The organism is Peribacillus simplex (assembly GCF_001542915.1).
GTDB classification, from domain to species: domain Bacteria; phylum Bacillota; class Bacilli; order Bacillales; family DSM-1321; genus Peribacillus; species Peribacillus simplex_B.
Genome location: NZ_LNNH01000032.1, coordinates 146267 through 170937 on the forward strand (window position 1 = coordinate 146267; position 24671 = coordinate 170937).

The window sequence follows — 24671 nt, forward strand, 5'->3', positions numbered from 1 at the left end:
AGGGTGTTTTTATATGGGAAGATTATTCATATTACTTGGACTGACTTTTTTATTCATGCACTTACACGCCTCAGGGAATATATCGAAATACATTAATATGGAGTATTCTTATGTTTCACAGATCGCGATCTATATACTGGCCATTTTCACGATAATGGGGGCCTACTTATTTTTCAAAGAAGAGGATCAGGATCATTGTGATGATTGCCAGTGCGGCCATGATCACAACCAGGATAACAAGAAATGGAAAAAGGCCGTGACATATACCCTCTTTTCACTTCCCATCTTCACTGGACTCTTTTTGCCCGTTGCCACAATGGATTCCAATATCGTGGAAAAAAAGGGGTTCCACTTCCCTGTGTATGATGACTCGGATGAATATAGCCAGCATCAATTCCTGCAGCCAGACACCAGCCTTTATTACGGCAAGGATGACTATTTAACCTTAATGGATCAATCGCTCAAAAGCTTAGGCAAGCATGATAGCCTTCGGCTGACCGATCAAAACTACCTTACCGACTTGGAAGCGATCTATTACTCTCCGGGCAAGTTCACCGGTAAGAAAATTACGTTGACAGGATTTTCGTATCATTCAGATGATCTAGCCAAGAACCAGGTATTCCTGTTTCGCTTTGGGGTCATTCATTGTGTCGCTGACTCTGGGGTATTCGGCATGCTGATCGAATTTCCTGAAGGGATGGATCCTAAAAATGATGAGTGGTATTCCGTGACAGGTGAGGTGGAGACCATGTATTATCAACCTTTCAAGAAGACCATCCCCGTTCTTAAAGTATCATCACACAGCAAAGTGGCTGAACCCGATGACCCCTATGTATACAGACAATATTAAGACAAATTCAAAGAGGGAAGGAGCATGCCCCTTCCCCCAAACTGGAGGCAAAACTCAACGGAAATCGAGTTTGCCTCCAGTTTTTTTAGTTTTATAAAATCAAATAATTCCCTCCCGATGCATGCGCTTAGCTTTACAGGGGCGTTCAGGGTGCCATCTGCGCTCGATGTCTTGTCTGGACACGCATTTGTTAGGCGGGAACACGGACACTCGTTCATTTCTAGCCAAGGTCACGTCTCTTGATCAAGCTCACACTAATTCTTTTCAAGCTCATCCAGCCATTGCTTTGTCGCCGTGGCCATTTCCCTTTGCTGTTCAATAGCGGAAATCTTTGCTTCCTTATCTCCTTTTTGTTTTCCGTACATTCCAAACTGGGCGTGGTTCCCCCCCTTTATTTTATGCATGGTCGTTTCTTTTGAAAGCAAGTGTTCATTTTCTTTAATTTTTTCGACCGTTGACAGCCCGTCGTATTCAGCGTACAAGGAAAGGATCGGCATGTCGATGTCGGTAAAGTCACTTGACTTACTAGGATAGGATCCGAGGAAGATAATCCCTTCCACCTCATCCTGATGCTTATAAGCGTAGGAAGCGGCCGCCACTCCTCCTAGAGAATGTCCCCCGATATACCATTGTTTCATTTGCGGGAATAACTTTTTGGCATCCGCTGCCTTATTCACGTCCAATAGGGCAAAATGGAAGGCAACGTCCGCAATCAGAACCGTGTACCCTTTTGCTGCCAATTGTTTCGAATAATAGGCATAGGCTTCAGGCTCTACTTTAGCTCCTGGATATAGGACAATCCCAGTCCCATTGCTCTTCTTAGGTTCAATCACGACAAACCCGTCTTGAACCTTCCATTCCTTCTCGTTGACTAAAGCATGCAACTGCTTGGTTGGTTTATATGTTTGTTCAGACCAAATATAGAACCCCCCAAAAGCAATCAATAAGACAGCAATCAGACTTATAAGACCATATTTTATTATTTTCTTCATCATTACCTCACCTTAACCATTCATTTTAACTACAATTCTAATCATACCCATCAGCGATTATAAATCAAGGAACATCCTCATTTCACAAAATGGATTATAGGCACCATGAAAAATGCCTAGGGCGGATTGTGACCGATGGGAATATTCAAAAGGGAATTGGTTATATTAACCTAAAAAGAATATAAGGGGAAACACCATGAAGAGCGTAGAGAATTTATCGGATTCCCTAAAAATTAATATAGCTTCCATACAGAAATCCTTCCATTCGAATAAGGAATTGATCGTTCGAACGATTTCCCCACCTCTACTAGAAGTGAGGAAGGAAATTTGTATGGTTTATTTAGATACCATCGTGGATAAGGCTGCCATACAGGAGCATATTTTGCGCCCATTGTTGCATATGAACGTAATTTCTGCTGCTCATCCACTCAATGACATTACCAATACCATCGAAATATCCAATATCCATGTGATTAATACGAAGACTGAACTCATCAGTCACCTGACGAACGGAAAGACGATTGTCCTGATTGACGGGATCGATCGATGCATATCCGCTGATACAGAAGACTGGAAGGACAGGGCATTTACTTTTCCACAGTCCCAGCGGGTCTTGAAAGGGCCACAAATCGGGTTTACGGAACTTGCTAAAAATAATATCTCCTTAATAAAAAGAGGACTGAAAAATGAAGACCTCGTGATAGAGGAACAAACAATTGGAGAGGAAACGAATACAAGCATCTCCCTTATGTATCTTGCGGATAAGGTCGATCAGGAAATATTGGAAACGCTCAGGAAAAGGGTACAATCGATCGAGCTTTCATCCATCTTGGATTCTTCCTATATAGAAGAAAGCATCAGCGGCGATCAGATAACATCTTTTCCCTTGGTATTCACCACGGAGCGTCCGGATGTTACCTCTGGTCATTTATTGGAGGGGAAGATTGCGATAATTTGTGACGGATCTCCAAACGTCCTCATCGTTCCTGCTCTATTTATTCAATTCTTGCAATCACCTGAAGACTATTATGAAAAATCATTGTTCGAAATGACCCGATTGATAAGGATCTTTTCTTTCATCGTATCCATTTATTTAATCCCGTTATACATTGCCCTTACCTTGTTCCACCAGGAGCTGATCCCAAGTGAACTATTAATCAATTTGGCGGCCCAGCGCCAAATCGTTCCTTTGCCTGTCGTGCTGGAAGTGATTGTGTTCATGTTATTATTTCAAGTGGTTTTAGAGAGTTCGATACGCTTGCCCACGGGAATCACGTTGGCCTTTTCCATCATCGGAACATTGATATTAGGGCAATCTGCCGCTGATGCAGGATTGGTCCAGCTTGCTTCATTGGTCGTCGTTTCAGCTACATATGTATTGAATTTCGCTGTACCGATCCACCCCTTTGCCAATAGCGTTAAAATGATCCGGTTTATTTTCGTGTTTTTAGCAAGTATATTCGGCATATATGGAATCATGCTCGGCACATTTGTCCTGGTAAATCATTTATGCAGTTTAAACAGTTTTGGGGTGCCTTACTTATCCCCCATCGCTCCAGTGAAAACTGTCGATTTAAAAGACACATTTGTCCGGCTTCCATTAAAAAAAATCATCAACACGACAAAAAAATACAGCAAAGATGACCTGATCAAAAATCATAAAAAATGAGGGAAATGAATGAAATACCTCTATTTAATTTTTATCATTTTATCCGTTGCATCCATTTTCTTCTCTCAAGAGGACAAGCATGAATTGAATCAATCGTCTTTCTCATTTGCACTTGGGATTGACTATGAAAAAGAAGGCTATGTCGTGTCTTTACAACTCATCAATCCAGGAGAGATTTCCGGTGAAAAACTATTGAATAACTCTCCTTACATCGTGTATAAGGCAAAAGGGAAAACGATAGATACCGCATTGGAAAAGATATCGATGAATACATCCAGGTATGTGGACTTAAAACAAGAGCAGATCATCGTGTTGGGGGAAGAATTGGCACGTAAAGGCAGAACGAAGGAAATAGTTGAATATATCCTCCATTCCCCTGATATACCGGCCAATGCACTGATCATTACCACTAAAGGCAACAAGGCCAGTGAACTACTGGAGATTTTTTCACCTGTCGAAGGCTATTCAGCACTTGAAATTACGAATACACTGAATAAATTAGGAAAACATGTCCTGCAAAATGCGAGCGAAATAAAAGTGGATTTATTAGAAGAGGGAAAAGATAGTTCATTGCCTTATATCGTATTAAAGGGCGATCTCCAAAAAGGAATGAGCCGCGATAATCTCGATACGACAAACCCTGCCCACATTGTATTTGGCGGGTTTGGATTATTTAAAGATGAGTATCTGAAAAAGTACCTGGATTACAGGGATTCTTTATTTCTCCAATTGCTTAACGGAAAATCATCAGGATTCATAATAGAATCAACTTGTCCGGAAGGTCCAGAAAAGTTCGCCTTCAAATTATTTAATGGTCATGTCAAGAACAGGGAATATAAGAGGGTCGAAAATAATTACCTTTTTCAATACACCCTTAATCTATCAGGAGACATACGTCAGTACAACTGCCATGGGAATCTGAAAGATCCCGACACGATCGAACAGCTCGAAAAGCAAATAAATAAAACGATACAGAAAAAAGAAAACAAGATCCTTTCCATTGCCCAAGGCTATGAAATAGATCCATTTGGCTTAGGTCATTTCATTAAAAATAAGAATCCCAAGTTATGGAACACCCTTGAAGAAGAGTGGTCAACAAGCATCAAGACTGCCCAAATAGAGATCCATTCTAATATCACCATACAGAATGTCGGAAATTACAAGTCAAGAGGTGACTAATATGAGCGGAAAACCCATAGTTGGAATGATAGAAATGCAGTTCGTCATGCTGCTATTTCTCCTTGGAAGCGCCATTATTTTAGGACTGGGGCTTGATGCAGGTGAATATTCATGGCTGGCGAATGTACTGGCAGGCATTACCGGCCTGCTTTTATTCAATCTGTATGTTTATATCTGGAATGAAAATCACCATCAGGGTCTTAATCCTATACTTACTGCTCAATTCGGCAAGCATCTTGGATTTATCATATCCGCTGTCTATGCGGTCTATTTTGCCTACATAGCATCAAGGGTGTTAAATGATATCGTCCATTTCATCAATAGTACATTGTTGCACAATATGCACCCCTTCTTCATTAAATTCACCATATTCTTACTCATTATTTATACGTATTCAAAAGGACTCGAGCCATTTGTACGGTCGGCTGTGATTTTCGGGTCGGTCACCCTTTTATTTCTCTTACTCATTCCTTTTTTCATTGTATTAAGCAGCAATTTTCACATTGATTATATCATGCCCTTCCATTCATTAGACGTTACGAAGATTGTTAAGACCGTCTTCCCTACACTAATTACCTTCCCTTATGGTGAATTGGTTGTTTCTTTAGCGTTGCTTCCTTTCTTGAAGGAAAAAAAATCATTGTCAAAAGGCGGCAGCATCGTCATTGTCATTTCAACCTTTTTACTATCCATTTTTTCTTTTCTAACGATCGGCGTATTACACCCTGATTTAGCTAAGTCTTATTCTTATCCGCTTGTTACGACCATAGAACATATTGGGTTGATCGGTTTTTTCCAGCGCTTGGATATATTGGCTGTCATCATTTTCATGATTGGCTGTTATTTTAAAATAACCGTATTCACATTTGCATCGATATTCGTTGCTAAAGATTGTATGAATAAATGGAAAGTGAATAATAATAGCCTTGTTTCCACGGTCTTCCTTGCCATTATCGCCTTCTCATATTTATATTCCGACAATAACTCCCTCCATGTAAAAATCGGCCTTGAACTTGTACCATTCCTTTTGCATGTACCTCTTCAAATCATTGTGCCTCTATTGATTGTCATGATCACTTTTGTAAGAGGAAAATTCGCCAAGCTCCCCAGCAAATAAATAAACTGAATGATTGCAATAGTATGAAATAATATTTTATTCGGATTACCATGGTTTTTCCTTCCTATACCTTTATAATTATAAATGCTACATATTTATTTACCACATCAGGAGGAACTTTCCTAAATGAACAATTCGAAAAACTCTATCATTCTTGCGGGAACCATTGTCGGGACCTTATTCGCGAGCAGTTCAGCTTATGCCAGTACTTATCAAGTTAAATCAGGGGATACCCTTGATAAAATTTCCAAAGCCAATCAGACAACCGTCCTGAAACTTAAAGCCGCCAACCACTTGACGGGAAGCCTCATTTATCCCGGGCAGGTCTTGAAGATCGATGGCCTTAACAAGACAACGAAGAAAAGTAGTGATACAACGAAGAAATACGTAGTTAAACTTGGGGATACTCTATCCACGATCGCCAAAAGACATAACCTTTCCCTTAATGCCTTGCTTAAATTAAACCCCGCGATTTCCAATTCAGATCGCATTTATATTGGCCAAGCAATCCGTGTTTCCGGACAAGCCATTTCGACTGGCACGAATGCCAGCAAAAGCAATTCAAGCGACACTTATACAGTCAAACCTGGGGATACTCTTGGCCAAATTGCCAAAGCAAAAAATATGACACTCCAGCAATTAAAATCGGTAAATCGCTTGAGTGGATCACTGATATTCCCAGGACAAGTCTTGAAGATCACGACCACTGCCATTAACAATGGCAACAATGTAAATAAGCAGGCTGTCGAAAAACATGTGGTCAAGCTGGGGGATAGTTTATCTTCCATTGCCAAAAAATATAACCTATCGCTAAATGCCTTACTTAAGTTAAACCCTGCGATCACCAATTCGAATCGCATTAAAATCGGCCAAACCATCAATGTTTCCGGAAAGACTGCATCCTCGGCAGCTAACAAACCTTCCATATCAACGACGAAATCCGCCAAGGCTAATCAAGTTTTGACTACTGGTGCAAAATATATGGGGGCTAAATATGTGTACGGCGCGAGCACATCACGCACTGATGTTTTTGATTGTTCTTCATTCACATTAAAAGCATTTCAGGCTGCAGGCATCTCCTTGCCCCGCACTTCATTGGCCCAATCACGGGCAGGTGCATCCGTATCTTCGAACAACCTTCAAAAAGGCGATTTAGTGTTTTTTGATACAAATGGTGATGGCGTAATCAACCATGTTGGCATTTATGCCGGTAATGGACAAATGCTCAATGCTTCCACATCCAACGGCGTTTCTTATGCAAACATCAATAGTTCCTACTGGGGACCCCGTTTCATAAAAGCGGTACGTGTATTAAACTAACCTATCAAGATACAACTCTATGAACCTAAAAAGGAAAGCGTTCTCGATTTTGGTCCGGGACGCTTTTCCTGTTTCGCTTGATTTCTAATGTTAGCCCTTAAGTTAATTGTCGCTCAGACCTGCTTCCGAACTCAAGTTAAGGGCAGGCACAACTACTGATTGATAATATAGCGAAAATTCTCCATGGATTGATCCTTCACCCTCCCCACACGTCTTCCATGATCATAAAAACTAAAAGGAAATTTAAAGATATGTCCAAAATCCCAACGATTCCTGCTATGGTCTTTTGTCCAATACCCGCACTCCGTTGGCAGCCATTCCGATCGCACCGCCTTTTGCAGCGGCAAATGATCAACGGGTGAGAATATCTTTATCGCATCCCCTATTTTGACATCCCGGCTGCCCCGAAGAGCTTTAACCAGTTTGAGCAAAGGCTGCAGACCTCTATTGAACAAGGAAACATGGCCAGCATCAAATAAAATGTTCAATGCATGAGAAAAAGTGATCATATGTCCTATTAAGTCATGGTGTGATTCCGCTCGATATATGATTGGAAATTGCGCCAATTCTTCCAGCACGAAATGGGAAAGGTCATTTGCGTTCTCAATCTTTGGCAGGCCATCTTCTTTTGTCATTTCGATTCTTTTGACTTCAGAAGCCGAAAAACCGATCCATGAGCGTCCTGGAATCGAGTTTTCGAATGATAGAATGAGATCTGCTATCCCAGAAAGGCCGACGCCAGAAACGGCCCCGCTTTCTTTCAAGTCACGAAGTGCCAATATACTAATGGCGCCATAAATGACGTTATGTCCAACCCAGTGGAGTCGATCGATCGTTTTATCAAGTGATTGAAGAATATTGTGTTCAGCCTTTTCCATTTCCCATTCACCTATAGGATCAAATTGTTTCCTATCCGTACACTGGCTCTCGATCATTGATTTCACCTGCGAAATTACAAGTTGAGCCAGATTTCCAGTCAGTTCATTATCCTTCACGAAAAAGTGACCAGCAATGGCCGCCGCACCAAAATGCGCTTGCCAAATGTCGCCCGTTTCCTGTTTACATTGGGAAATGATCGATAGCCCTTCCTTCAACATTCCATTATTCATTTTCATTTATCTTCCCTTCCATCCTTCCTATATAGTATGATGCAAAGAACCGTTTTCCAAGTAAAATGGTTTTGACGGACCATGGGAAAAAGCCGTCCATAGACAGCTTGTTGTTTTCAGAAAGGCATACTCATTTCCCCATACAATTCATGATTGCGTGCAATTGCACGTATTGTAATTGCCGAGCATTACTCTCGGTAGTGATGATCAATGGCATGTATCTTACCCGTTTAGAACTTGGTTAAAGAATTTATCCACCGTATCCCCCGTTACCTCTGAAACATGTTTGTATTCATACTTCGGCGAATGGTCTCGATCGATGAGGATGGATCGCACACCTTCATAGAAGTCTCCATGCCGCAAAAAGTTCTTGGCTAGCAAAAGATCGGTTTCGAAGCATTGTTTCAATGTTTTATTTTTGCCGTCGGTCAATTGCTTTAACGTGATCTTCAATGAAAATGCGGATTTGGCAAGAAGCTGCTCTTTCGTTTTCGTGCAAAAATCGCTGCCCTCCCTGTCGAGCGACTCAAGGATCGCTTCAACTGTTACAAACCCAAAGTGTCGATCGATTTCTTTTTGAAAAGAAGCAAGCCTGCTCACTTGAGATGGCTGTGTTCGATATTCATCGATCAGCTGATCAAGCTTTTCATCAATTTTCCCCTCGGACCAATCCGTATGCTCCACTTTTTCATTAAAAAGCTGCATGGTGTCACTTTCCATAAATATGTCTGCACCGTTCATATAGAGTACATCGGGTGCTTGTATAACAGACGCAGTTAAAGCGAGATAACGCCCTAAGTGTCCAGGAGCTTTGTTTAAAAAATAAGCTCCTCCCACATCAGGAAAAAAGCCAATATTCATTTCTGGCATGGCCCACTTCGTCCGCTCCGTTACAATCCGGTGACTCGCACCGTATGTCAGCCCGACGCCTCCCCCCATCACGATTCCATCTAAAAAAGCGATGATCGGCTTTGGAAATTGGTAGATGGACAGATCCGTCTCGTATTCCACCTCGAAAAAACCCTCCGCTTTTCGCATCGCTGACTCAGATGATCGTGCTTCATAGAGTGTCTTGATATCACCGCCCGCACAAAACCCTTTTGTGCCTGCGCCCTTTATGATAACGATCGATACGTTACGGTCTGTCTTCCATTTCATTAATTTTTCACCGATGGCGCGCACCATCTCATGAGATAATGAATTGAGCGCTTTCGGGCGGTTTAAAATAATCATTGCCACTCCATTTTGCTTAATGGAAAACACCACTTCGGCAGACATCCCATCCACTCCTTTTTAGAAATGTTTAAAGTCTGGTTGTCGTTTCTCGACGAATGCGTGAATTCCCTCTTTGGCATCAGCTGTCAGAAACAGTTCGGCAAACCGTTTTCGTTCCCGTTCCAACCCTTGCTCCATGCTGTCGTTGCCTCCTTGAACGATACATTCCACAGCTCGCATCACACTGGTCATGCTTTTTCCTTCTACAAACGACGTTGCCATTGCTCTAGCCGTTTTTAACAATTCAGCTTCTTTTACAGCTACCTGGGCAATCCCACGTTCAACGGCTTCACCTGCAAAAAGGGAACGTCCCGTAAGGATAAGTTCCAATGCCGTTGCCGTATCCGTTATCTTGCGGAGCCGCTGTGTGCCGCCAAAAGTAGGGATAAGTCCAAGCTTTAATTCCGGCAGACCTAGCGTCGCTTGATCGGATAAGATCCTGAAGTGACAGCTCATCGCCAGCTCCAGCCCTCCGCCAAGTGCCGGCCCATTTATTGCAGCAATGACTGGCTTCTTAAGAGCTTCGATTTCATTACAAAGCGCCTGGCCCCCTTCAGCAAGCGCCAACCCTTGTTCCTGATCGCCCAATTTTGAGACGAATTCTTTTATGTCCGCCCCCGCCACAAAGAACCGGCCCGCTCCTGTCATGATGATGGCTCTTGTTTCTTCATCGCGCCCAAGCTCCTGCATTAAGGTTCGCAATTCAGCGATACAGGAAGAAGATAGTGCATTTGCGGGTGGATTGTTCAATGTGACCAACGTAATGAAATTTTCTTTTTCGATCTTTGCATATTTGTAGTTCAAAGTTTACCCCTCCCATGATCGCTGTTAAATAGGAAAGACCCCTCCATTGGTTTCTTTATGCCGCAAACAGGTCTTTTGTTGGTTAGTCAGAGTTAAAACCAGCGTTCGGTTACCACTTTTTTTCGTGTGTAAAATTGGACCCCATCTTTTCCGTTCGTTCCAAGATCTCCATAAAAGGAGGCTTTGTTCCCAGCGAAGGAGAAGAACGCCATCGGAGCTGGAACGTTGACATTCACACCGATCATTCCGGCATCAATCTTGTCGCGAAACTGCTGGACGCTTTTGCCGCTCGCCGTATAGATGACAGCGCCGTTGGCAAATCTCGACTGATTGGTGAGTTTGATTCCTTCATCAAGGTCTTTGACTCGTACAACACTCAATACCGGAGCGAAAATTTCATCCTGCCATATTTTCATGTCCGGTTTCACATGATCGAAAATGGTAGCTCCGACATAATATCCTTCCTCAACTTCCGGATTTCTCCCGTCAACCAGTAATGCAGCCCCTTCCTTTACTCCGCTATCAATATAATGGACCACTCGATTTTTGTGGACTTCACGGATCAGCGGACCAACAAAGTTATCTTCCGATTTGCCTTCTCCTGTTTTCAGTTTACGAGTTTCAGAAACGAGCAACTCCATGAATTCATCGGCGATCTCATCGACCACCGCTACGACCGAGCAGGCCATGCAGCGTTCTCCACTGCTGCCGAACGCCGCTCCGATAATGCCTTGAACCGACTTTTCAAGATGGCAATCCGCTAGGACAACGGCATGGTTTTTGGCACCAGCAAGTGCTTGAACACGTTTGCCGTTAGCTGTACCCGTTTGGTATACATGCTTGGCCACAGGCTCGGAACCGACGAATGATATCGCTTTGATGTCATCGCTTTCCAGTAAGCCGTTCACGACATCTTTTGCACCATGCACAAGGTTGAGGACACCCTTCGGGAAACCAGATTCATAGAAAAGCTCCACTAGTTTCTCGGCGAGGATTGGTGTTCTTTCTGAAGCTTTTAGGACAAACGTGTTGCCGCAGGCGATTGCGAGCGGAAACATCCAAAGCGGTACCATCATCGGGAAGTTGAAAGGGGTAATGCCCGCAACCACTCCCAATGGATAGCGCCAGATCGATCCATCGATCCCCTCAGCAATGCCAGGCAGGGATTCACCCATCATTAGAGTCGGAGCTGCAGTCGCAATCTCCACAACTTCAATTCCCCGCTGTACCTCACCGCGGGCATCTTTTAACGTTTTCCCATTTTCCATCGTTATGATTTCGGCCAATTGTTCTTTCTGCTCTTGAAGCAGATGAAGGTAATTGTATAGAAGTCTTGCCCGGTTCGGCACAGGTACCAATGACCAAGTTTGATACGTATGTTGAGCGGCCTGTACGGCTTGATCGACATCCCTTTTCACCGATAGAGGTACATAGGCAATTATTTTTCCGTTGGCTGGATTAATTACTTCTTCGACATCCGTACCGTTGGAATCCACCCATTCTCCGTTGATGTTGTTCTTCATTCTTTTTATATTCGTTGTAATCATCTGCTCCCTCACCTCTCCTTAAAGAATCTTCGTCGCCTGCTCACTTATTTTTTTATAGAGGATGGACATGTCTTTATCACCATACCCGTTCTCCACTGCTTCTTCATACAGATCAAAAAGGATTTTGCTTAGCGGCAGTTCCAGATCATTCTTTGCTGCAAGCCCAAGTGCGAAGCCGAGATCTTTTCTTAGCAGCTCTAAAGCAAAACCGGGTTCGTAATTATCGTTTGCGATGAAGCTTTTGTAGTTTCGCTCGTAGATTCGGCTCTGTCCATAGCTTACGTTCAGCATCTCGAACAATCTTTCAAGATCAAGATTGCTATTCTTTGCAAGGTGAAGAGCTTCACTTACCCCTGCCGTATAAAATCCGATCAAGAGATTGTTGATCAGCTTTGTATTCGTACCGCTGTCGATTTGATCATTCACATGAAAAATATTCTCGCCCATTGCGTCAAATAAAGGCCTGGCCTTATCGAAGACATTCTTTGAACCGCCTACCATGAAGGTGAGCGTCCGGTTTACCGCCCCTATCACGCCGCCACTGACGGGTGCCGCGAGAAAATCAACATCCTTTTTCTTGGCAGCCTCTTCGATGCGAATATTCAATTCAGGGGCCACCGTACTCGTATCGATCAGCATAACAGCGGAATCGACGAGATAAACGAGTCCTTTTTCTCCTAGGAAAACTTCTTCCACTGCCTGAGAGGATGGAAGACTTGTAAGGATCACATCACATTGTTTCACCATAGTTTCAATCGATACGCCAATCGTTCCTCCTGATTGATGAAAGGACATTTCAGCTTCTTTGTTCAAATCCATTCCATACACTGTAAAATTGGAAAGTAGTAAACTTTGCGACATAGGCAGACCCATATTGCCCAATCCGATAAACCCGATTTTTTTCAATAGGCTTCACTCCGTTCACACCTTATATTTTTCTTGATCAGCCATTCTTTCTGCAATTTCACGTTTTTGTATAAATAGATTCCTAAAGAGGGGAACAGCAAGGCTGCGAACTTCTTCCAATAATACTTTTCTGCTTGCTTCACCCGATTCCGTTCCCGTTAAAATCAACACGGCCATCTCTTCAACTCTGCGATACCCCTCTTCACAGATAACGTTCGTCATATTCTCTTTCAGCCGCTCTTTTTCCATCCCGTTCTTTTGTATCGCTTTTTCCGTGCGAATGACCGATGATTCCATCACATGAATTTCCTTCACCATGTCTGCAAGCAAACGGGCATATTCTTGTTCCTGTTGAATGTTGATATTGGCATGTATCAATGCTTTCAAAGATTTGTGAAGAAGCATGTTAGAAAACTGGATGTATTGCCGGTTTCGGTTCACCTCCTCATCAAATAAAGGGTTCAACCATGTGCCGCCGTTTTGAAACCCCTTTTTCATCAATAATTTGGCAATGGTCAGACGGTTTATTTCATTCGTTCCTTCAAAAATCCGGCTAATCCGGGCATCCCGATATAATCGTTCCACTTCGTACTCTTGCATGTAGCCATAACCCCCATGAATTTGTAAAGCCTCATCCACGATTCGATCAAGGATCTCGGAGCAATGAACTTTATTGATCGCACATTCGGCTGCATAGTTTGCCAGTTTTCCCAATTGTTCATCGAGAGGTTCGTCCGTTTCGAATACGTTGTCCAAGCTATCAGCCGTTCTGTAGGCCGCACTTTCCGCTCCATAAATCGCAATCGCCATATTCGCAATCTTTTCTTGTATCATCGAAAAACCGATGATCGTCCGGTTAAATTGTTTACGCTGTTTCGCGTAGTTAACGGCAAGCTCCAATGCTTGCTTGGATGCTCCGATGTTAGAAAAGGAGAGCTTCAATCGCGCCATGTTTAGAATATTCAATGCTACATGATGGCCTTGCCCGACTTTTCCCAGAACATTCTGCGCCGGTACACTGACATCTTCCAAAATTAAAGTGGCTGTCGAAGACCCTTTTATCCCCATTTTCTTCTCTTCGGGACCGACGGAAACCCCTTTGAACATTCTGTCTACAATGAATGCAGTCATGCTGTCATTTGTTTTGGCAAAGACAACATATACATCGGCTACTTGTGCGTTCGTGATCCACTGTTTTTCACCATTTAATAGCCAGGCTGTCCCCTGCTCATTTAAGACCGCCGTCGTTTTGGCGTTAAGCGCGTCGGATCCCGCGTTATTTTCCGTTAAGGCATAAGCACCAATCCATTCTCCTGATGCAAGTTTTGGCAAGTATTTTTGCTTTTGCTCTTCTGTCCCGTAATAAACGTACGGGAGGGTCCCTACACCTGCATGTATATTAAAGGAGACGCTGAAAGAACCGCCAAATCCCATCTTCTCGGCCACAAGCCCTGAAAGCTTTTTATTCAGGGACAATCCGCCATACGACTCTGGAACCTCTACGCTGAGTAAGCCGAGCTCTCCCGCTTCTTGAAACAATTTTTTCACCTTGCCGTGATCATGCCGATCGATCGAATCCAGCAGGGGCATTATTTCGTTTTTGACAAAGAGCTCTGTAGTCTTTGATATGAGATGATCTTCCTCATTAAAATCCTCTGGTGTAAATCCTGCCGTGTCCAGTTTATGAGGAAATAAAGGTTCGTTACATTGAAGTTCACCCATTTCTTTCCTCCTTGTTTCAACTCATCGCCCTCTTCTCTCGGGCAGGCTTCCCAGTTTATTGTAAGCCCTTTCAACATTGCTCACATACACTACTTTTTCTGCACAGCTCCTGATGATGATCTTAAAATAAAAAAACAACTTCCATTAAAGAAGTTGTTAAGTTCGAATTGATACGTAAACAAACATGTTTTCCCATGACAAACTAAAAACATGCAGATCAATCGCTCGCACTTAACACCCCCTATCCTCGTAGGTATAGATGTGTGCTGAAACAGGCAGGTCTCCTGGCTTATGATCATCACTCCCCGAACCTTCCCATCTTCATGTTTCTGAAGACAGTGGTTTATCCGGATCGCTCCCAAATACAGTTGCGGGACAGCGTCGGGCTCTAACCGACTTCCCTATTATGTAGATGAAAAAATATCAATCTACACCCGTTTCTACACGTATGAAGTTTTCCAATCAAACATATCAAATATTTAGTAAATTTACAAATATTTGATATGCTTGATTTAATCTATCATTTATAACGGCTTAAGATTCATCCGAATGCACTTAATCTTAATGCCTCGTCCCTCATCAGCCTTCACTGAACGAAAAAGGCTCCATTCTTTCTTCACCAGAGAACATATCTTTAATTTTAATTTGATTATTTTTCACCTCGTTCTCTCCTATGATGATGACATTACGAAATTTCTCTTTATTTGCTTTATCTAAGGCTTTACCGAGCCTTTTCTTTCCCATTTCATATTCCACCTTATATCCTTTATCCCTTAGGTGCCTTGCGACTAATAATGCTTGCTTTTCGGTATTTATCGGGATCACATAAAAATCCACATCAGGATTTTCCACGATATTTTCCTTCGAAGATAGTAAGGCCGTATAAATAACATCCAGACCTAATGAAATCCCCACCGTTGAAAAGCTTTCATTCGTCCCGATCAGTCCACCAATGGCATTGTCATACCTTCCGCCACTGCCAATACTTGATTTAATGGTTTTATCAGATAAAAATATCTCATAAATCGTACCAGTATATATCTCCAGCCCTCTTGCTAAAAATGGATTGAATGTACATTGCTTATCGACACCAAGGAATTCGAGATAAGATTCCAGCTCTTTTAATTCTGCTACTCCCTGCTTAATTTGTTGATTCCGTTCACTGAGAGGCTCGAAATAGCCCGAACTGGCATTATCCTCGGCGGTTATAAAGCGATTAATCGAATTGATGGTTGAAGGCAGCAGCCCTTGTTCCCTTAGCTCCACCGTAACAGCCTCCGATCCGACTTTTTCAAGTTTATCAAGTATCAATATCACTTTATTGATCTTTTCATCTGTTGTTCCAAAAGCCTCAAGCATTCCAGCTAATAATTTTCGATTATTATATTGGATGCTTACCTTTAAACCAAGCTTCCGGAATGCATCCAATGCCATCGTCATTAATTCCGCTTCAGCAACTTGAGATTCTATACCCACTATATCGACGTCACATTGTGTAAATTCACGAAGCCTTCCCGTTTTTATCGGTCCATCCCTGAAAACTTTACCTATCTCATATCTTTTAAAAGGTCTCCTTATGCTTGGATTCATTGCAACTACTTTTGCAAAGGGAATAGTGAGGTCGTATCGCAGCGCCAAATCTCTTTCTCCCCTGTCTGTTAAGGTATACATTTCCTCTAATATTTCGGCACCCCCGCCATACTTGGAAGCTAGCAATTCCGTGTAATTTAATATCGGTGTTTCCAATGGCTTACATCCGTATTGGATAAAAACGTCTTCTATTGTCCTTCTGATGCCTCTTCGTATCACTTCTGTATCCGGTAAATAATCTTGAGTGCCCTTTACGTTTTGGTAATCCATTTTTCTCATCATTCATTCCTCCAATTTTTATTAAAATAAAAAAACCGCACGAGATTTAAGTTTTATAACTTAATCCATGCGGTTTAATGATAAATAGCCTTCCTATATGCCGATTTTTAAAAATCGAATAGCAAGACTACTTTATAGGATGATGTAATTGTGACAGGGAAATGCTCTTCTTAACGGACTGCATATGGGTTCACCTCAAATTTCCATTTAATGTATCATACTGTAAGGGATATATCAATTCTTTTTTATTTCGTTAGTATCGTTGCCGCTGTCGGATGTCATTATTGCAAGTCCTATAGCAAAAGACTCGTCACATCAAGCCATAACCCAACATCCAAATGGAGCAGCTGGATGCCTATCTGGATTACAGGTGCACATTGAATATGCCGAAACTCGTAACGAATAGCAAAAATTCGAAGTTATATGGACTGTTTTAGGTTGTGCTATATACAAAATAGCCCCATCAAGGTTTTGATGAGGCTATCTGGATAGAAGTTTGTGCACTAGAAACATATGACTTTAAGACGTTCTTTTTAGTTTTGGACGGCTTTCGTAGAATAATATTCTTCAAGGGTAATTTCGTGGCCCATGATGGTTTGGGCAATTGGTTTGCCTACATAACGAAGGTGCCATGGTTCATATTTATAACCAGTAACCGATTCCTTGCCTTTAGGGTATCGGATTATGAAGCCATGATCCGCGGCATGTGCCTGCAGCCATTTTGCTTCTTTAGTACCTCCAAAGCAATCCTCCGCCGCGCATTTACCATTTCCTCCTGTCACATCAATGGCAAGGCCCGTTTCATGCTCACTTGTTCCAGGTAATGCACTGTACGTAATTGCTTTGGCATACCCATCCCTTTTTACATAATAATCAAACAGGGCAACTTGTGTAGCATGTGATCTGTAAGCAGATACACCGAGAAGACTTATCCCCTGCCTCTTGGATTCCGCAAATAATTCACTAATGGCAACTGCTGCTTCACTGCGCATTTTTCTCTTTTCTGTCTTTTCTATGAAAGTGAACGGTATCGTCGTATACACTAAGTCTTTAGGAACATAGTTTTCTGGTAACTTATTTTTTTTATTGACTAGCACTGGTATGCTTTCAGGCTTTGCAACAACCTGAATGGCGTCAGATGAAGGATTTGATACCTTCACATATTTGCTGTTAACATAACCTGTTTGACCTTTTATGCTAACCTTTAGCCATCCGTTTGCCTCTTTCCCGATAACTTTTAGCTTTGTGCCCTGACTAACGGTGGTTATGATTTTATTGGCAGTAGATGGACCTGTGCGGACATTCAGGTTTGCACTTGCTGTATATATTTTAGTTGCTGAAGAGTTTGATATTTTCACATATTGGCTGCTGACATAGCCTGTTTGACCTTTTAAGCTTACTTTTAGCCATCCGTTTGCCTCTTTTCCCATTACCGTTAGCTTTGTGCCTTGTTTTACGGTCGTTATGATTTTATTGGCAGTGGAAGGACCTGTGCGGACGTTCAGGTTTGCACTTGCTGTATAGGTTACAGTGGCTGCTTTGGCTACACTTGGGGCTAACTCCTTAATGGTTGCCTGGTTAAAGCCAATTAAACCGACAAATAAAACAATGAAAGTAAGACATATTACTTTATTTCGTTTTGTCATATAGAACACCTCAACATCAGGTTATATTTTTAAGCGAAAAATGTCACTGGTATATTGTACTATTTAATTATGTTGGTTAATAAATACAATTTCCCGCATCATCGTCTGCCAACTAGAACATCAACCCTAAATATCATTCTATATAATCGCTCTATTCTGCCCATCATTTCTGCCTGGCTGTTAACACCCATTATGGTCCATCCGTTACTTTGATATTCTTCGAGATCTCATGAAAAGTCATGGGATGGGATGCAGCTTATATGGTATGGAGTTCTGTCTAAATCGTTACCTTACCCATTCTTTGTTACAAGCCGCTTTCTATATGGTAGCCCAAATGTGAGTCCACTCAGTTATATGCCAATGTGGTTATCCTTGTTCCTTACCCTTTCCCTTTATACCATAAGAAAAGGAGCTGATGATCAGCTCCCGAGATTGATATGGATCACTCTTTAGTTGAGAAGGTTATCCTTCAATTAGTCATTACCTTCTAATTTTGCCCACGCGATCTTAGCTTCCATTTGGATGTAATTGATATTGGTCCAATCCTGTTTCTAGGTAGCTTACTTCGCAATGAGCTAATGAATGAAATGATCATTTCATTCATTAGCTCTATATAAACTTTATACTATACTCAGACTGGAAAGTTTCTCCAACTCCAAGCCTATTCACGCCAAACTTCTCCTTCAAGTTCCCCGATGTATTATGCGTGTCCGCAATGCCATACCACGGTTCAATGCAAACAAACGGTGCCATAGTACCATCTGAATCGACATGTTTTGACCAAATCCCTACAAAAGGAAAGTCATTGTGACTTACTTCGACGCCATGACCCGATTTATTGGATGTGAGTGTCGTGACATCCATATTGCTGTATACAAGCGCATCATTTGCAAATAAGGACCTTGTGAGCGGTATCGTTTCAGTATTGTTAACAGCAGCTTTTTCGTGGATAAGAGAATCTTTTAACTCGTATTCAAGCGGATTCTTGTTCTTAGCTGAGGTCAACTTAAGACTGTAGTCATGAAACGTTTCATTTTCTAAGAGCGGAATCTTAAATGCCGGATGCGCTCCAATGGAAAAATACATTTCTTCCTTATTTTTATTCTCTATCTTCCAACGAACGCTGAGTGAATCCTCTTTAAGTGAATAATGAATAGTGGATTTAAATTCGTATGGATAAACATCGATGAAACGTCCAGCAGACTCAAACACAAAAGACGCGCTATCTGTTGTCAGCTTTTCGACCATGAACTCAACGTCTCGCAGAAAGCCATGCTGTGACATCTTGTAGGTCAGACCATCAAGGTGATACTGATCTTCCTTTAAACGCCCTACTATCGGAAATAGAACCGGAGACACGCGTCCCCAGTATGTGCTATCCCCTGTCCACATGTAGTTTAGTTCATTTTTCTTATGCTTCACTTCACGTACCTCTGCACCGTTGCTTACTATTCCTACCTCTAACCAATCATTTTCAATTACAATCATGTCTAATCCCTCTCATCTTTCTGGATTTCGTTCTATGTAATCCAAAGTGACTGGAAAACGCCATCCAAATGATGACGGCGTTTCCTCTAATTATGGTGCATACATTCATAGAAAATGATGCACTTTTTAAATCCGCTGCTGTCGAAAGTTGGAGAAGTACTTCATTATCTACTATTGTATAAATTTATTCTTCCATATACAATTCTTCCCCCCTTATTTTAGGCTTTAGCTGTATAACGGGGGCATTAGAGAATTTCAGCAGCTTCTTCATCAAGTAATAAAAAAGAATTTTCGTGTTTTTTTAAAATGGTTCCAGGTAATGCTGTTGTAACTGACTTTTCAATTAGCTTTTTTACTATCTCTCTTTTTTTACTGCCATTTACTTGGAGCATCACTAATTTAGCATCTAAAAATTGCCGGCAGCCTAATGTAATCCCTTTTGAGAGTTCTTTAGCTTCAGTGAAATACTTCTGACCTACTGCCTTCGTAGTATTATCAAGGTCGACAACATGGCTAGACAATTCGAATGATATGCCTGGCTCGTTCAAGGCAAGGTGACCGTTCATGCCTAAGCCTAAAATACATACATTGATCGGACCATGCTCTTCTATATATTTATCTGTTTTTTTGCATTCTCCTTCTAAGTCTTCTGCTTTAGCATCGAAAAAATGAATATTTTCCTGATTAATATTCAAAACATCAAAAAATTCTGAATATAGATAATGCTGGCAACTTCCTTCGTCATGGCGATCCATACCTACCCATTCATCGAGCCCGACAAATTTGCAATTAGAAAAATCAACTCTTTTATGTTTTGCTTCCTGAACTAAATAGCGCAATGTTCCAGTTGGCGTACTTCCAGCGGCAATACACAATAATGCATCCGGTTTTTCGTTCACTGCTTTAATGATCATCTCTGCAGATTGCTTGGACATTTCACTATAATCTTTAAATACACAAACTTCCATTATTAATTTCCTCCTAAAGAATAATCATAGTTTCTGAACGGTCATATGCTCACTTACGCTTTAGTTATTGATTCCCTTTGAAAGAATTGGGGAAGGAATTGTTTATGTGCTTCCAACATCTCATCCAATATTTGTTTGGCAACTGTGTCGGATGGCACGAGTGGATTGATCGTCATTGCCAGAAGAGCTGTTTGATAGTTTCCGGTAATGGCCGCTTCACACGCTATTCTTTCGAATGATTTAATTTGTTGAACAAGTCCTCTTACTTGTATTGGTAGGTCACCTACCGTTAGTGGAACAGGGCCATGCTTCGTAATAACACAGTTTATCTCAACAGCAGACTCATCGGGAATGCTCGATAAGGCACCATTATTTCGGACATTTACCGTTTGGATATCACGCTTATCCGTGTGAATGGAGTGAATCAGCTGGACAGCTGCCTCACTATAGTATGCACCTCCACGGCCCTCCAATTGTTTCGGTTTAACAGCTAAGCTCTCATCTTTATATAACTCGAAAAGCTCGCTTTCAAGTTTTCGGACCACTTCTGCGCGTGTCCCCTCATGTTTAGCATCGTCCAGAAGTTGTCGAAGCATTTTATCCGTTTGATAATAATATCGATGGTATCCACTTGGGACGACACCAAGTCTTTCGATGAAATCAGGTTCCCAAGAAAGCGCAGCTATATTTTTCGGGGTTATCCCATCCTTTTCCCTTCCCCCCAGCATACTCATCACTTCTTTGGTTACTTCTTCACCATCGACATAAGCATGAAGACCAAATACCATATGGTTCAGGCCTGCATATTCGACATAGACTCTTTCAGAATCAACCTCTAACATTTTGGCAAGACCTTTAGTTGTACCGATCGGTCCGTTACAAAGTCCGACTACCTTCTTGATGTTGCTGTATCGAAGAACGGCCTCCGTTACCATACCTGCAGGATTCGTGAAATTAATTAACCAGGCATCCGGACATAAACACTCCATTTCCTTACATATTTCTAAAATTACTGGAATTGTACGCATTCCTTTGAATAAGCCGCCAGGACCATTTGTTTCTTGCCCGATCACACCATACTTTAATGGAATAGCCTCATCTTTCATGCGTGCGTCCAGCATCCCTACTCGCATTTGTGTCGTAACGAAATCGGCATCCTTTAACGCTTCTTTTCGATCTAATGTCAAATGGATTTCAATGGCTACACCCGCCTTTTCAACCATCCGTTTTGCTAAATTTCCGACAATTTCAAGCTTGGCTTTGCCTTCTTCTATATCTGCAAGCCAGATTTCGGTTACAGGCAATTCGTTATGTCGCTTAATAAATCCTTCAATTAATTCGGGCGTGTAGCTAGAACCTCCACCGATTGTTGCAATTTTGATTCCTTGTTTCATAAAGTCATCTCCACATCACGATTGATTTTTTCGTTCATATCGCTTTCTTCTCTATATTTTTGCTTATCCCAAATCCTAAAAAAAGGATAATATATGACTAAAGCTATTAAAATATTCACAATCTGCATAACGGCTCCTGAAATTTTACCACCTGTAGCTAAGTACCCGCTGATGATAGGAGGAGTGGTCCAAGGTAACGCAATGCCTACAGGTCGTGCAACCAACCCTGTCTTCATGGCAAAATACGTAACAATAACCAATATGATCGGTGTCATGAAAAATGGAATGAATAGATACGGGTTCAACACGATTGGTACACCGAAAATTACAGGCTCGCTTATATTGAATACACTTGCTGGTGCGGCAACCCTGCCCAATTCCTTCATTTGTTGACTTTTGCTTCTCCAAAGCATCAGCATGACAATGGAAAACAGTGCGCCGGTACCTCCTATACAAATAAATAACTCATAAAATTGCTGAGTGAAAATATTCGGAATTTCTTTACCTACCTGAAATGCAGCTCGGTTCTCATCCATATTCTTAAGCCATATCGGAGTAGTGAAAGCACTTAAAATGGCATCGCCATGCAGTCCAACAGACCATAAAACACCAATTACCGATACGATTACAATCATTCCAAGCAAAGTTCCCCCGACATACTGCATAGGGATGCCTATTATGATAGAAACGATATTATTCATGCTTTCAAAAGGCGTAACTTCAATTAATAATCTAAGTCCCCAGATGACTAAGATCGTTATCGTTCCAGGAATTAGTGCCGAAAATGACTTCCATACAGCAGGAGGAACACTATCAGGCATCTTGATAACAAAATCTTTTTCATAGAAGAAACGATAAATTTCTGTGGAAAGAATACTAATAACTATGGCAACAAATAATCCTTGGCTGCCCAACTGAGCTGTAGGAAGAACTCCTCCAACTTCCAAAGCCTTTTGTGACCCTTCTGGCGTAAACATAACATGCTGCGGTACAGTTAACGCGAAGCAGACCATCGAAAAGACTCCGGTCATTACTGCATCGATGGTTCCGTACTTTTCAGCCAAACGGTATGCTATGCCAAACGAGACCAATAATGCCATAATGTCGTAGGTAACGCTTACAGGATAGGTTAATTTTGTCTGCCAGTTGCCTCCAAACATGTTCTCCATAAATTCTGGATAACCCGAAATAGGCAAGTAGGCGAGAATCAAGAAAAAAGATCCAATGATTAATAGTGGCATGGCCATAATCAGACCGTCTCTTACTGAAGAAAGATGACGTTGATTGGATATTTTGGAAGCGACAGGAGTGATTTTTTCATCCATGAAATTGTAAACATTCCTCATATATAGAACTCCCCTCATTCTTTTTTTATTAGGTTACTACTAACCTTTCAGCTTGTTTCAACACTTCTTCTCCGTTACACATGGCGTAATGCATTTGATTAATCAACTCTACTGGAATACCAACTTTTTCTCCTTTGGCTTTGAATTTGGTTAACATATAGCGGATTTGGGGACCCACTAAAACAACATCATATTTCTCGAATTCCTTCTCCGCCTTTTCTATATCCAAGGCTATGATTTCATAGTCCTTTCCCTGAGCTGCAGCAGCATCTTGCATTTTTTTTACGATGATACTGGTTGACATTCCAGCCGCACAAGATAATAAAATGTTCATTTCAAGTCACTCCCAATTTTAATTTTTATCTTTCTTTCATTTCTTTCAATTCTTTGTAAAGATAAATAAATTCTTCCGCTAAGTCTTTTACTGTGATAGCATTCATTAAATGATCTTGAGCATGAATCAGAATTAGAGAAATTTCAGTATTATTCCCCCCTGCTTCGTTTTGTATGAGATTTGTTTGTATTCGATGAGCAAGTGTTAACTCTTCTTTCGCTTTTTGAAGACTCTTTTTTGCTTGTTCGATCTCACCCGACTTTGCAAATTGAAGCGCTTCCATCGAATGACTCCGTGAATTGCCACCATGCAGGATCATTTGAAAACTAATCGGTAAACTTGCTTCCACATTGACTCAACCTTTCTCTTTAACGGAACATTTCTTGTTCCAAACTTGTTCTTCCATGTATCTACCCTACCAAGAAAACGTTTTCATCCATACACAAAAAACTTCCGTTATAATACGGAAGTTTCAGTTTGTAGACAAAAGGGGTTCGGAATTAAAAAATTCCGAACCCCTTTTGAAATTCCTTTGAAATTTTGACCAAAGGTTACGAGATTTGGGCTCTTCGAGCCACTATGTTAAGCCGTTTTAGGACCTTGCCATGTCCAAGTGGCCATCTTCTTTAAATTCATGGCAGCGAAAGTAAGCATCGCCTGCATCGACAATTTTTTAAGTCCCCTTAAAGTAGTCCAACGCATACCATGCTTTTCTTTTGCATCTGCGAATACACGCTCAATCGTTCTTTGCGTTTCGCATATATAGGTTTTACCTCTTGATCATGACGCAGATGATCTGCTTCTTCCACATATGCTTGCCAGATATGCCGTGTCACTACTTTTTGATGGTCTTTGCTTTCAGTACACCGTGATAAAAATGAGCATGTTGCACAAATTTGTTTGGGCGATTTGTATTCGCGATAGCCCTCTTTATTTGTTGTTGAGTACTTTAAAGTTTCTCCCGAAGGGCAAAGGGAACAATCAAAGTGTTCATCGTAAACATAGTCATGTTTGCGAAAGAATCCTTCTTTTGTAAGAGGACGTGTATAGGGTAAAGCAGGTGTGATTTCTTTGTTAAATAGGTAGCTTGTAATCGCTGGTGTTTTATAAGCTGCATCTGCGGCAACTGCTTCTGG

20 protein-coding genes, 2 pseudogenes and 1 riboswitch are annotated in these 24671 nt (G+C 41.5%); of the genes and pseudogenes, 5 read left to right on the forward strand and 17 right to left on the reverse strand.

What is annotated here, in order from left to right:
* Positions 1-13: 13 nt before the first annotated feature.
* On the forward strand, positions 14-850 hold the full coding sequence (locus AS888_RS16915; RefSeq protein ID WP_061143320.1) for a TIGR03943 family putative permease subunit: 837 nt from the start codon (positions 14-16) through the stop codon (positions 848-850).
* A gap of 254 nt (positions 851-1104) precedes the next feature.
* On the opposite strand, the gene AS888_RS16920 is transcribed toward AS888_RS16915, so the two are convergent.
* On the reverse strand, positions 1105-1842 hold the full coding sequence (locus AS888_RS16920) for an alpha/beta fold hydrolase (protein ID WP_061143321.1): 738 nt from the start codon (positions 1840-1842) through the stop codon (positions 1105-1107).
* 196 nt (positions 1843-2038) lie between these two features.
* On the opposite strand from AS888_RS16920, the gene AS888_RS16925 reads away from it, so the two are divergent.
* The 4 genes from AS888_RS16925 to AS888_RS16940 all read left to right on the forward strand — a co-directional run bounded on the left by AS888_RS16925 (position 2039) and on the right by AS888_RS16940 (position 7127).
* Positions 2039-3511, forward strand: coding sequence for a spore germination protein (locus tag AS888_RS16925; RefSeq protein ID WP_061143322.1), 1473 nt, complete (start codon positions 2039-2041; stop codon positions 3509-3511).
* A gap of 9 nt (positions 3512-3520) precedes the next feature.
* Entirely contained in the window at positions 3521-4690 is a 1170-nt protein-coding gene (locus tag AS888_RS16930) for a Ger(x)C family spore germination protein (RefSeq protein WP_061143323.1), read from the forward strand.
* A 1-nt stretch (position 4691) separates the two neighbouring features.
* On the forward strand, positions 4692-5807 hold the full coding sequence (locus tag AS888_RS16935; RefSeq protein WP_061143324.1) for a GerAB/ArcD/ProY family transporter: 1116 nt from the start codon (positions 4692-4694) through the stop codon (positions 5805-5807).
* 126 nt (positions 5808-5933) lie between these two features.
* On the forward strand, positions 5934-7127 hold the full coding sequence (locus AS888_RS16940) for a C40 family peptidase (RefSeq protein WP_081092498.1): 1194 nt from the start codon (positions 5934-5936) through the stop codon (positions 7125-7127).
* 152 nt (positions 7128-7279) lie between these two features.
* On the opposite strand, the gene AS888_RS16945 is transcribed toward AS888_RS16940, so the two are convergent.
* The 16 genes and pseudogenes from AS888_RS16945 to AS888_RS25890 all read right to left on the reverse strand — a co-directional run.
* On the reverse strand, positions 7280-8236 hold the full coding sequence (locus AS888_RS16945; protein ID WP_397252021.1) for a hypothetical protein: 957 nt from the start codon (positions 8234-8236) through the stop codon (positions 7280-7282).
* Positions 8237-8458: 222 nt separating this feature from the next.
* Positions 8459-9514 (reverse strand): enoyl-CoA hydratase/isomerase family protein, encoded by a 1056-nt coding sequence (locus AS888_RS16950; protein WP_061143326.1) that lies wholly within the window; start codon positions 9512-9514, stop codon positions 8459-8461.
* Positions 9515-9529: 15 nt separating this feature from the next.
* The gene (locus AS888_RS16955; RefSeq protein ID WP_061143327.1) at positions 9530-10315 is read right to left on the reverse strand and encodes an enoyl-CoA hydratase-related protein; all 786 of its coding nucleotides are present in this window, start codon (positions 10313-10315) and stop codon (positions 9530-9532) included.
* A gap of 92 nt (positions 10316-10407) precedes the next feature.
* Entirely contained in the window at positions 10408-11862 is a 1455-nt protein-coding gene (locus AS888_RS16960; protein WP_061143328.1) for a CoA-acylating methylmalonate-semialdehyde dehydrogenase, read from the reverse strand.
* Between the two features lie 18 nt (positions 11863-11880).
* The gene (locus AS888_RS16965) at positions 11881-12768 is read right to left on the reverse strand and encodes an NAD(P)-dependent oxidoreductase (protein ID WP_061143329.1); all 888 of its coding nucleotides are present in this window, start codon (positions 12766-12768) and stop codon (positions 11881-11883) included.
* 15 nt (positions 12769-12783) lie between these two features.
* Positions 12784-14490 (reverse strand): acyl-CoA dehydrogenase family protein, encoded by a 1707-nt coding sequence (locus AS888_RS16970; protein ID WP_061143330.1) that lies wholly within the window; start codon positions 14488-14490, stop codon positions 12784-12786.
* Between the two features lie 257 nt (positions 14491-14747).
* A riboswitch (cobalamin riboswitch) is annotated at positions 14748-14943 on the reverse strand.
* Between the two features lie 126 nt (positions 14944-15069).
* Positions 15070-16359 carry a histidine--tRNA ligase gene (locus tag AS888_RS16975; RefSeq protein WP_061143331.1) on the reverse strand — a complete coding sequence of 430 codons (1290 nt, stop codon included), beginning with the start codon at positions 16357-16359 and terminating at the stop codon, positions 15070-15072.
* Positions 16360-16892: 533 nt separating this feature from the next.
* Positions 16893-17717, reverse strand: a complete 825-nt coding sequence (locus AS888_RS16980; RefSeq protein WP_397252029.1) for a D-alanyl-D-alanine carboxypeptidase family protein — start codon at positions 17715-17717, stop codon at positions 16893-16895.
* A gap of 3 nt (positions 17718-17720) precedes the next feature.
* Positions 17721-18005: pseudogene (locus tag AS888_RS27170) on the reverse strand (SH3 domain-containing protein); the annotation flags it as partial.
* A 609-nt stretch (positions 18006-18614) separates the two neighbouring features.
* Positions 18615-19493 (reverse strand): aldose 1-epimerase family protein, encoded by an 879-nt coding sequence (locus AS888_RS16985; RefSeq protein ID WP_061143333.1) that lies wholly within the window; start codon positions 19491-19493, stop codon positions 18615-18617.
* A gap of 245 nt (positions 19494-19738) precedes the next feature.
* Positions 19739-20461 (reverse strand): glucosamine-6-phosphate deaminase, encoded by a 723-nt coding sequence (locus AS888_RS16990; protein WP_061143334.1) that lies wholly within the window; start codon positions 20459-20461, stop codon positions 19739-19741.
* A gap of 53 nt (positions 20462-20514) precedes the next feature.
* Positions 20515-21855 (reverse strand): 6-phospho-beta-glucosidase, encoded by a 1341-nt coding sequence (locus AS888_RS16995; RefSeq protein WP_061143335.1) that lies wholly within the window; start codon positions 21853-21855, stop codon positions 20515-20517.
* Positions 21852-23201: a PTS cellobiose transporter subunit IIC gene (gene celB / locus AS888_RS17000; protein WP_061143336.1), complete on the reverse strand. Its 1350-nt coding sequence runs from the start codon at positions 23199-23201 to the stop codon at positions 21852-21854. The genes AS888_RS16995 and celB overlap by 4 nt, the downstream gene beginning before the upstream one ends.
* Before the next feature lie 28 nt (positions 23202-23229).
* Positions 23230-23535 (reverse strand): PTS sugar transporter subunit IIB, encoded by a 306-nt coding sequence (locus AS888_RS17005; RefSeq protein WP_061143337.1) that lies wholly within the window; start codon positions 23533-23535, stop codon positions 23230-23232.
* Between the two features lie 25 nt (positions 23536-23560).
* Positions 23561-23854, reverse strand: a complete 294-nt coding sequence (locus tag AS888_RS17010; RefSeq protein WP_155645533.1) for a PTS sugar transporter subunit IIA — start codon at positions 23852-23854, stop codon at positions 23561-23563.
* A 263-nt stretch (positions 23855-24117) separates the two neighbouring features.
* A pseudogene (locus tag AS888_RS25890) lies at positions 24118-24671 on the reverse strand (transposase); the annotation flags it as partial.

Bases quoted from the DNA above. Each gene is read 5' to 3' on its own strand.
- AS888_RS16915 (WP_061143320.1), top strand. From the start codon at position 14: ATGGGAAGATTATTCATATTACTTGGACTGACTTTTTTATTCATGCAC.
- AS888_RS16920 (WP_061143321.1), bottom strand. From the start codon at position 1,842: ATGAAGAAAATAATAAAATATGGTCTTATAAGTCTGATTGCTGTCTTA.
- AS888_RS16925 (WP_061143322.1), top strand. From the start codon at position 2,039: ATGAAGAGCGTAGAGAATTTATCGGATTCCCTAAAAATTAATATAGCT.
- AS888_RS16930 (WP_061143323.1), top strand. From the start codon at position 3,521: ATGAAATACCTCTATTTAATTTTTATCATTTTATCCGTTGCATCCATT.
- AS888_RS16935 (WP_061143324.1), top strand. From the start codon at position 4,692: ATGAGCGGAAAACCCATAGTTGGAATGATAGAAATGCAGTTCGTCATG.
- AS888_RS16940 (WP_081092498.1), top strand. From the start codon at position 5,934: ATGAACAATTCGAAAAACTCTATCATTCTTGCGGGAACCATTGTCGGG.
- AS888_RS16945 (WP_397252021.1), bottom strand. From the start codon at position 8,236: ATGAATAATGGAATGTTGAAGGAAGGGCTATCGATCATTTCCCAATGT.
- AS888_RS16950 (WP_061143326.1), bottom strand. From the start codon at position 9,514: ATGTCTGCCGAAGTGGTGTTTTCCATTAAGCAAAATGGAGTGGCAATG.
- AS888_RS16960 (WP_061143328.1), bottom strand. From the start codon at position 11,862: ATGATTACAACGAATATAAAAAGAATGAAGAACAACATCAACGGAGAA.
- AS888_RS16970 (WP_061143330.1), bottom strand. From the start codon at position 14,490: ATGGGTGAACTTCAATGTAACGAACCTTTATTTCCTCATAAACTGGAC.
- AS888_RS16975 (WP_061143331.1), bottom strand. From the start codon at position 16,359: ATGAGAAAAATGGATTACCAAAACGTAAAGGGCACTCAAGATTATTTA.
- AS888_RS16985 (WP_061143333.1), bottom strand. From the start codon at position 19,493: ATGATTGTAATTGAAAATGATTGGTTAGAGGTAGGAATAGTAAGCAAC.
- AS888_RS16990 (WP_061143334.1), bottom strand. From the start codon at position 20,461: ATGGAAGTTTGTGTATTTAAAGATTATAGTGAAATGTCCAAGCAATCT.
- AS888_RS16995 (WP_061143335.1), bottom strand. From the start codon at position 21,855: ATGAAACAAGGAATCAAAATTGCAACAATCGGTGGAGGTTCTAGCTAC.
- celB (WP_061143336.1), bottom strand. From the start codon at position 23,201: ATGAGGAATGTTTACAATTTCATGGATGAAAAAATCACTCCTGTCGCT.
- AS888_RS17005 (WP_061143337.1), bottom strand. From the start codon at position 23,535: ATGAACATTTTATTATCTTGTGCGGCTGGAATGTCAACCAGTATCATC.
- AS888_RS17010 (WP_155645533.1), bottom strand. From the start codon at position 23,854: ATGATCCTGCATGGTGGCAATTCACGGAGTCATTCGATGGAAGCGCTT.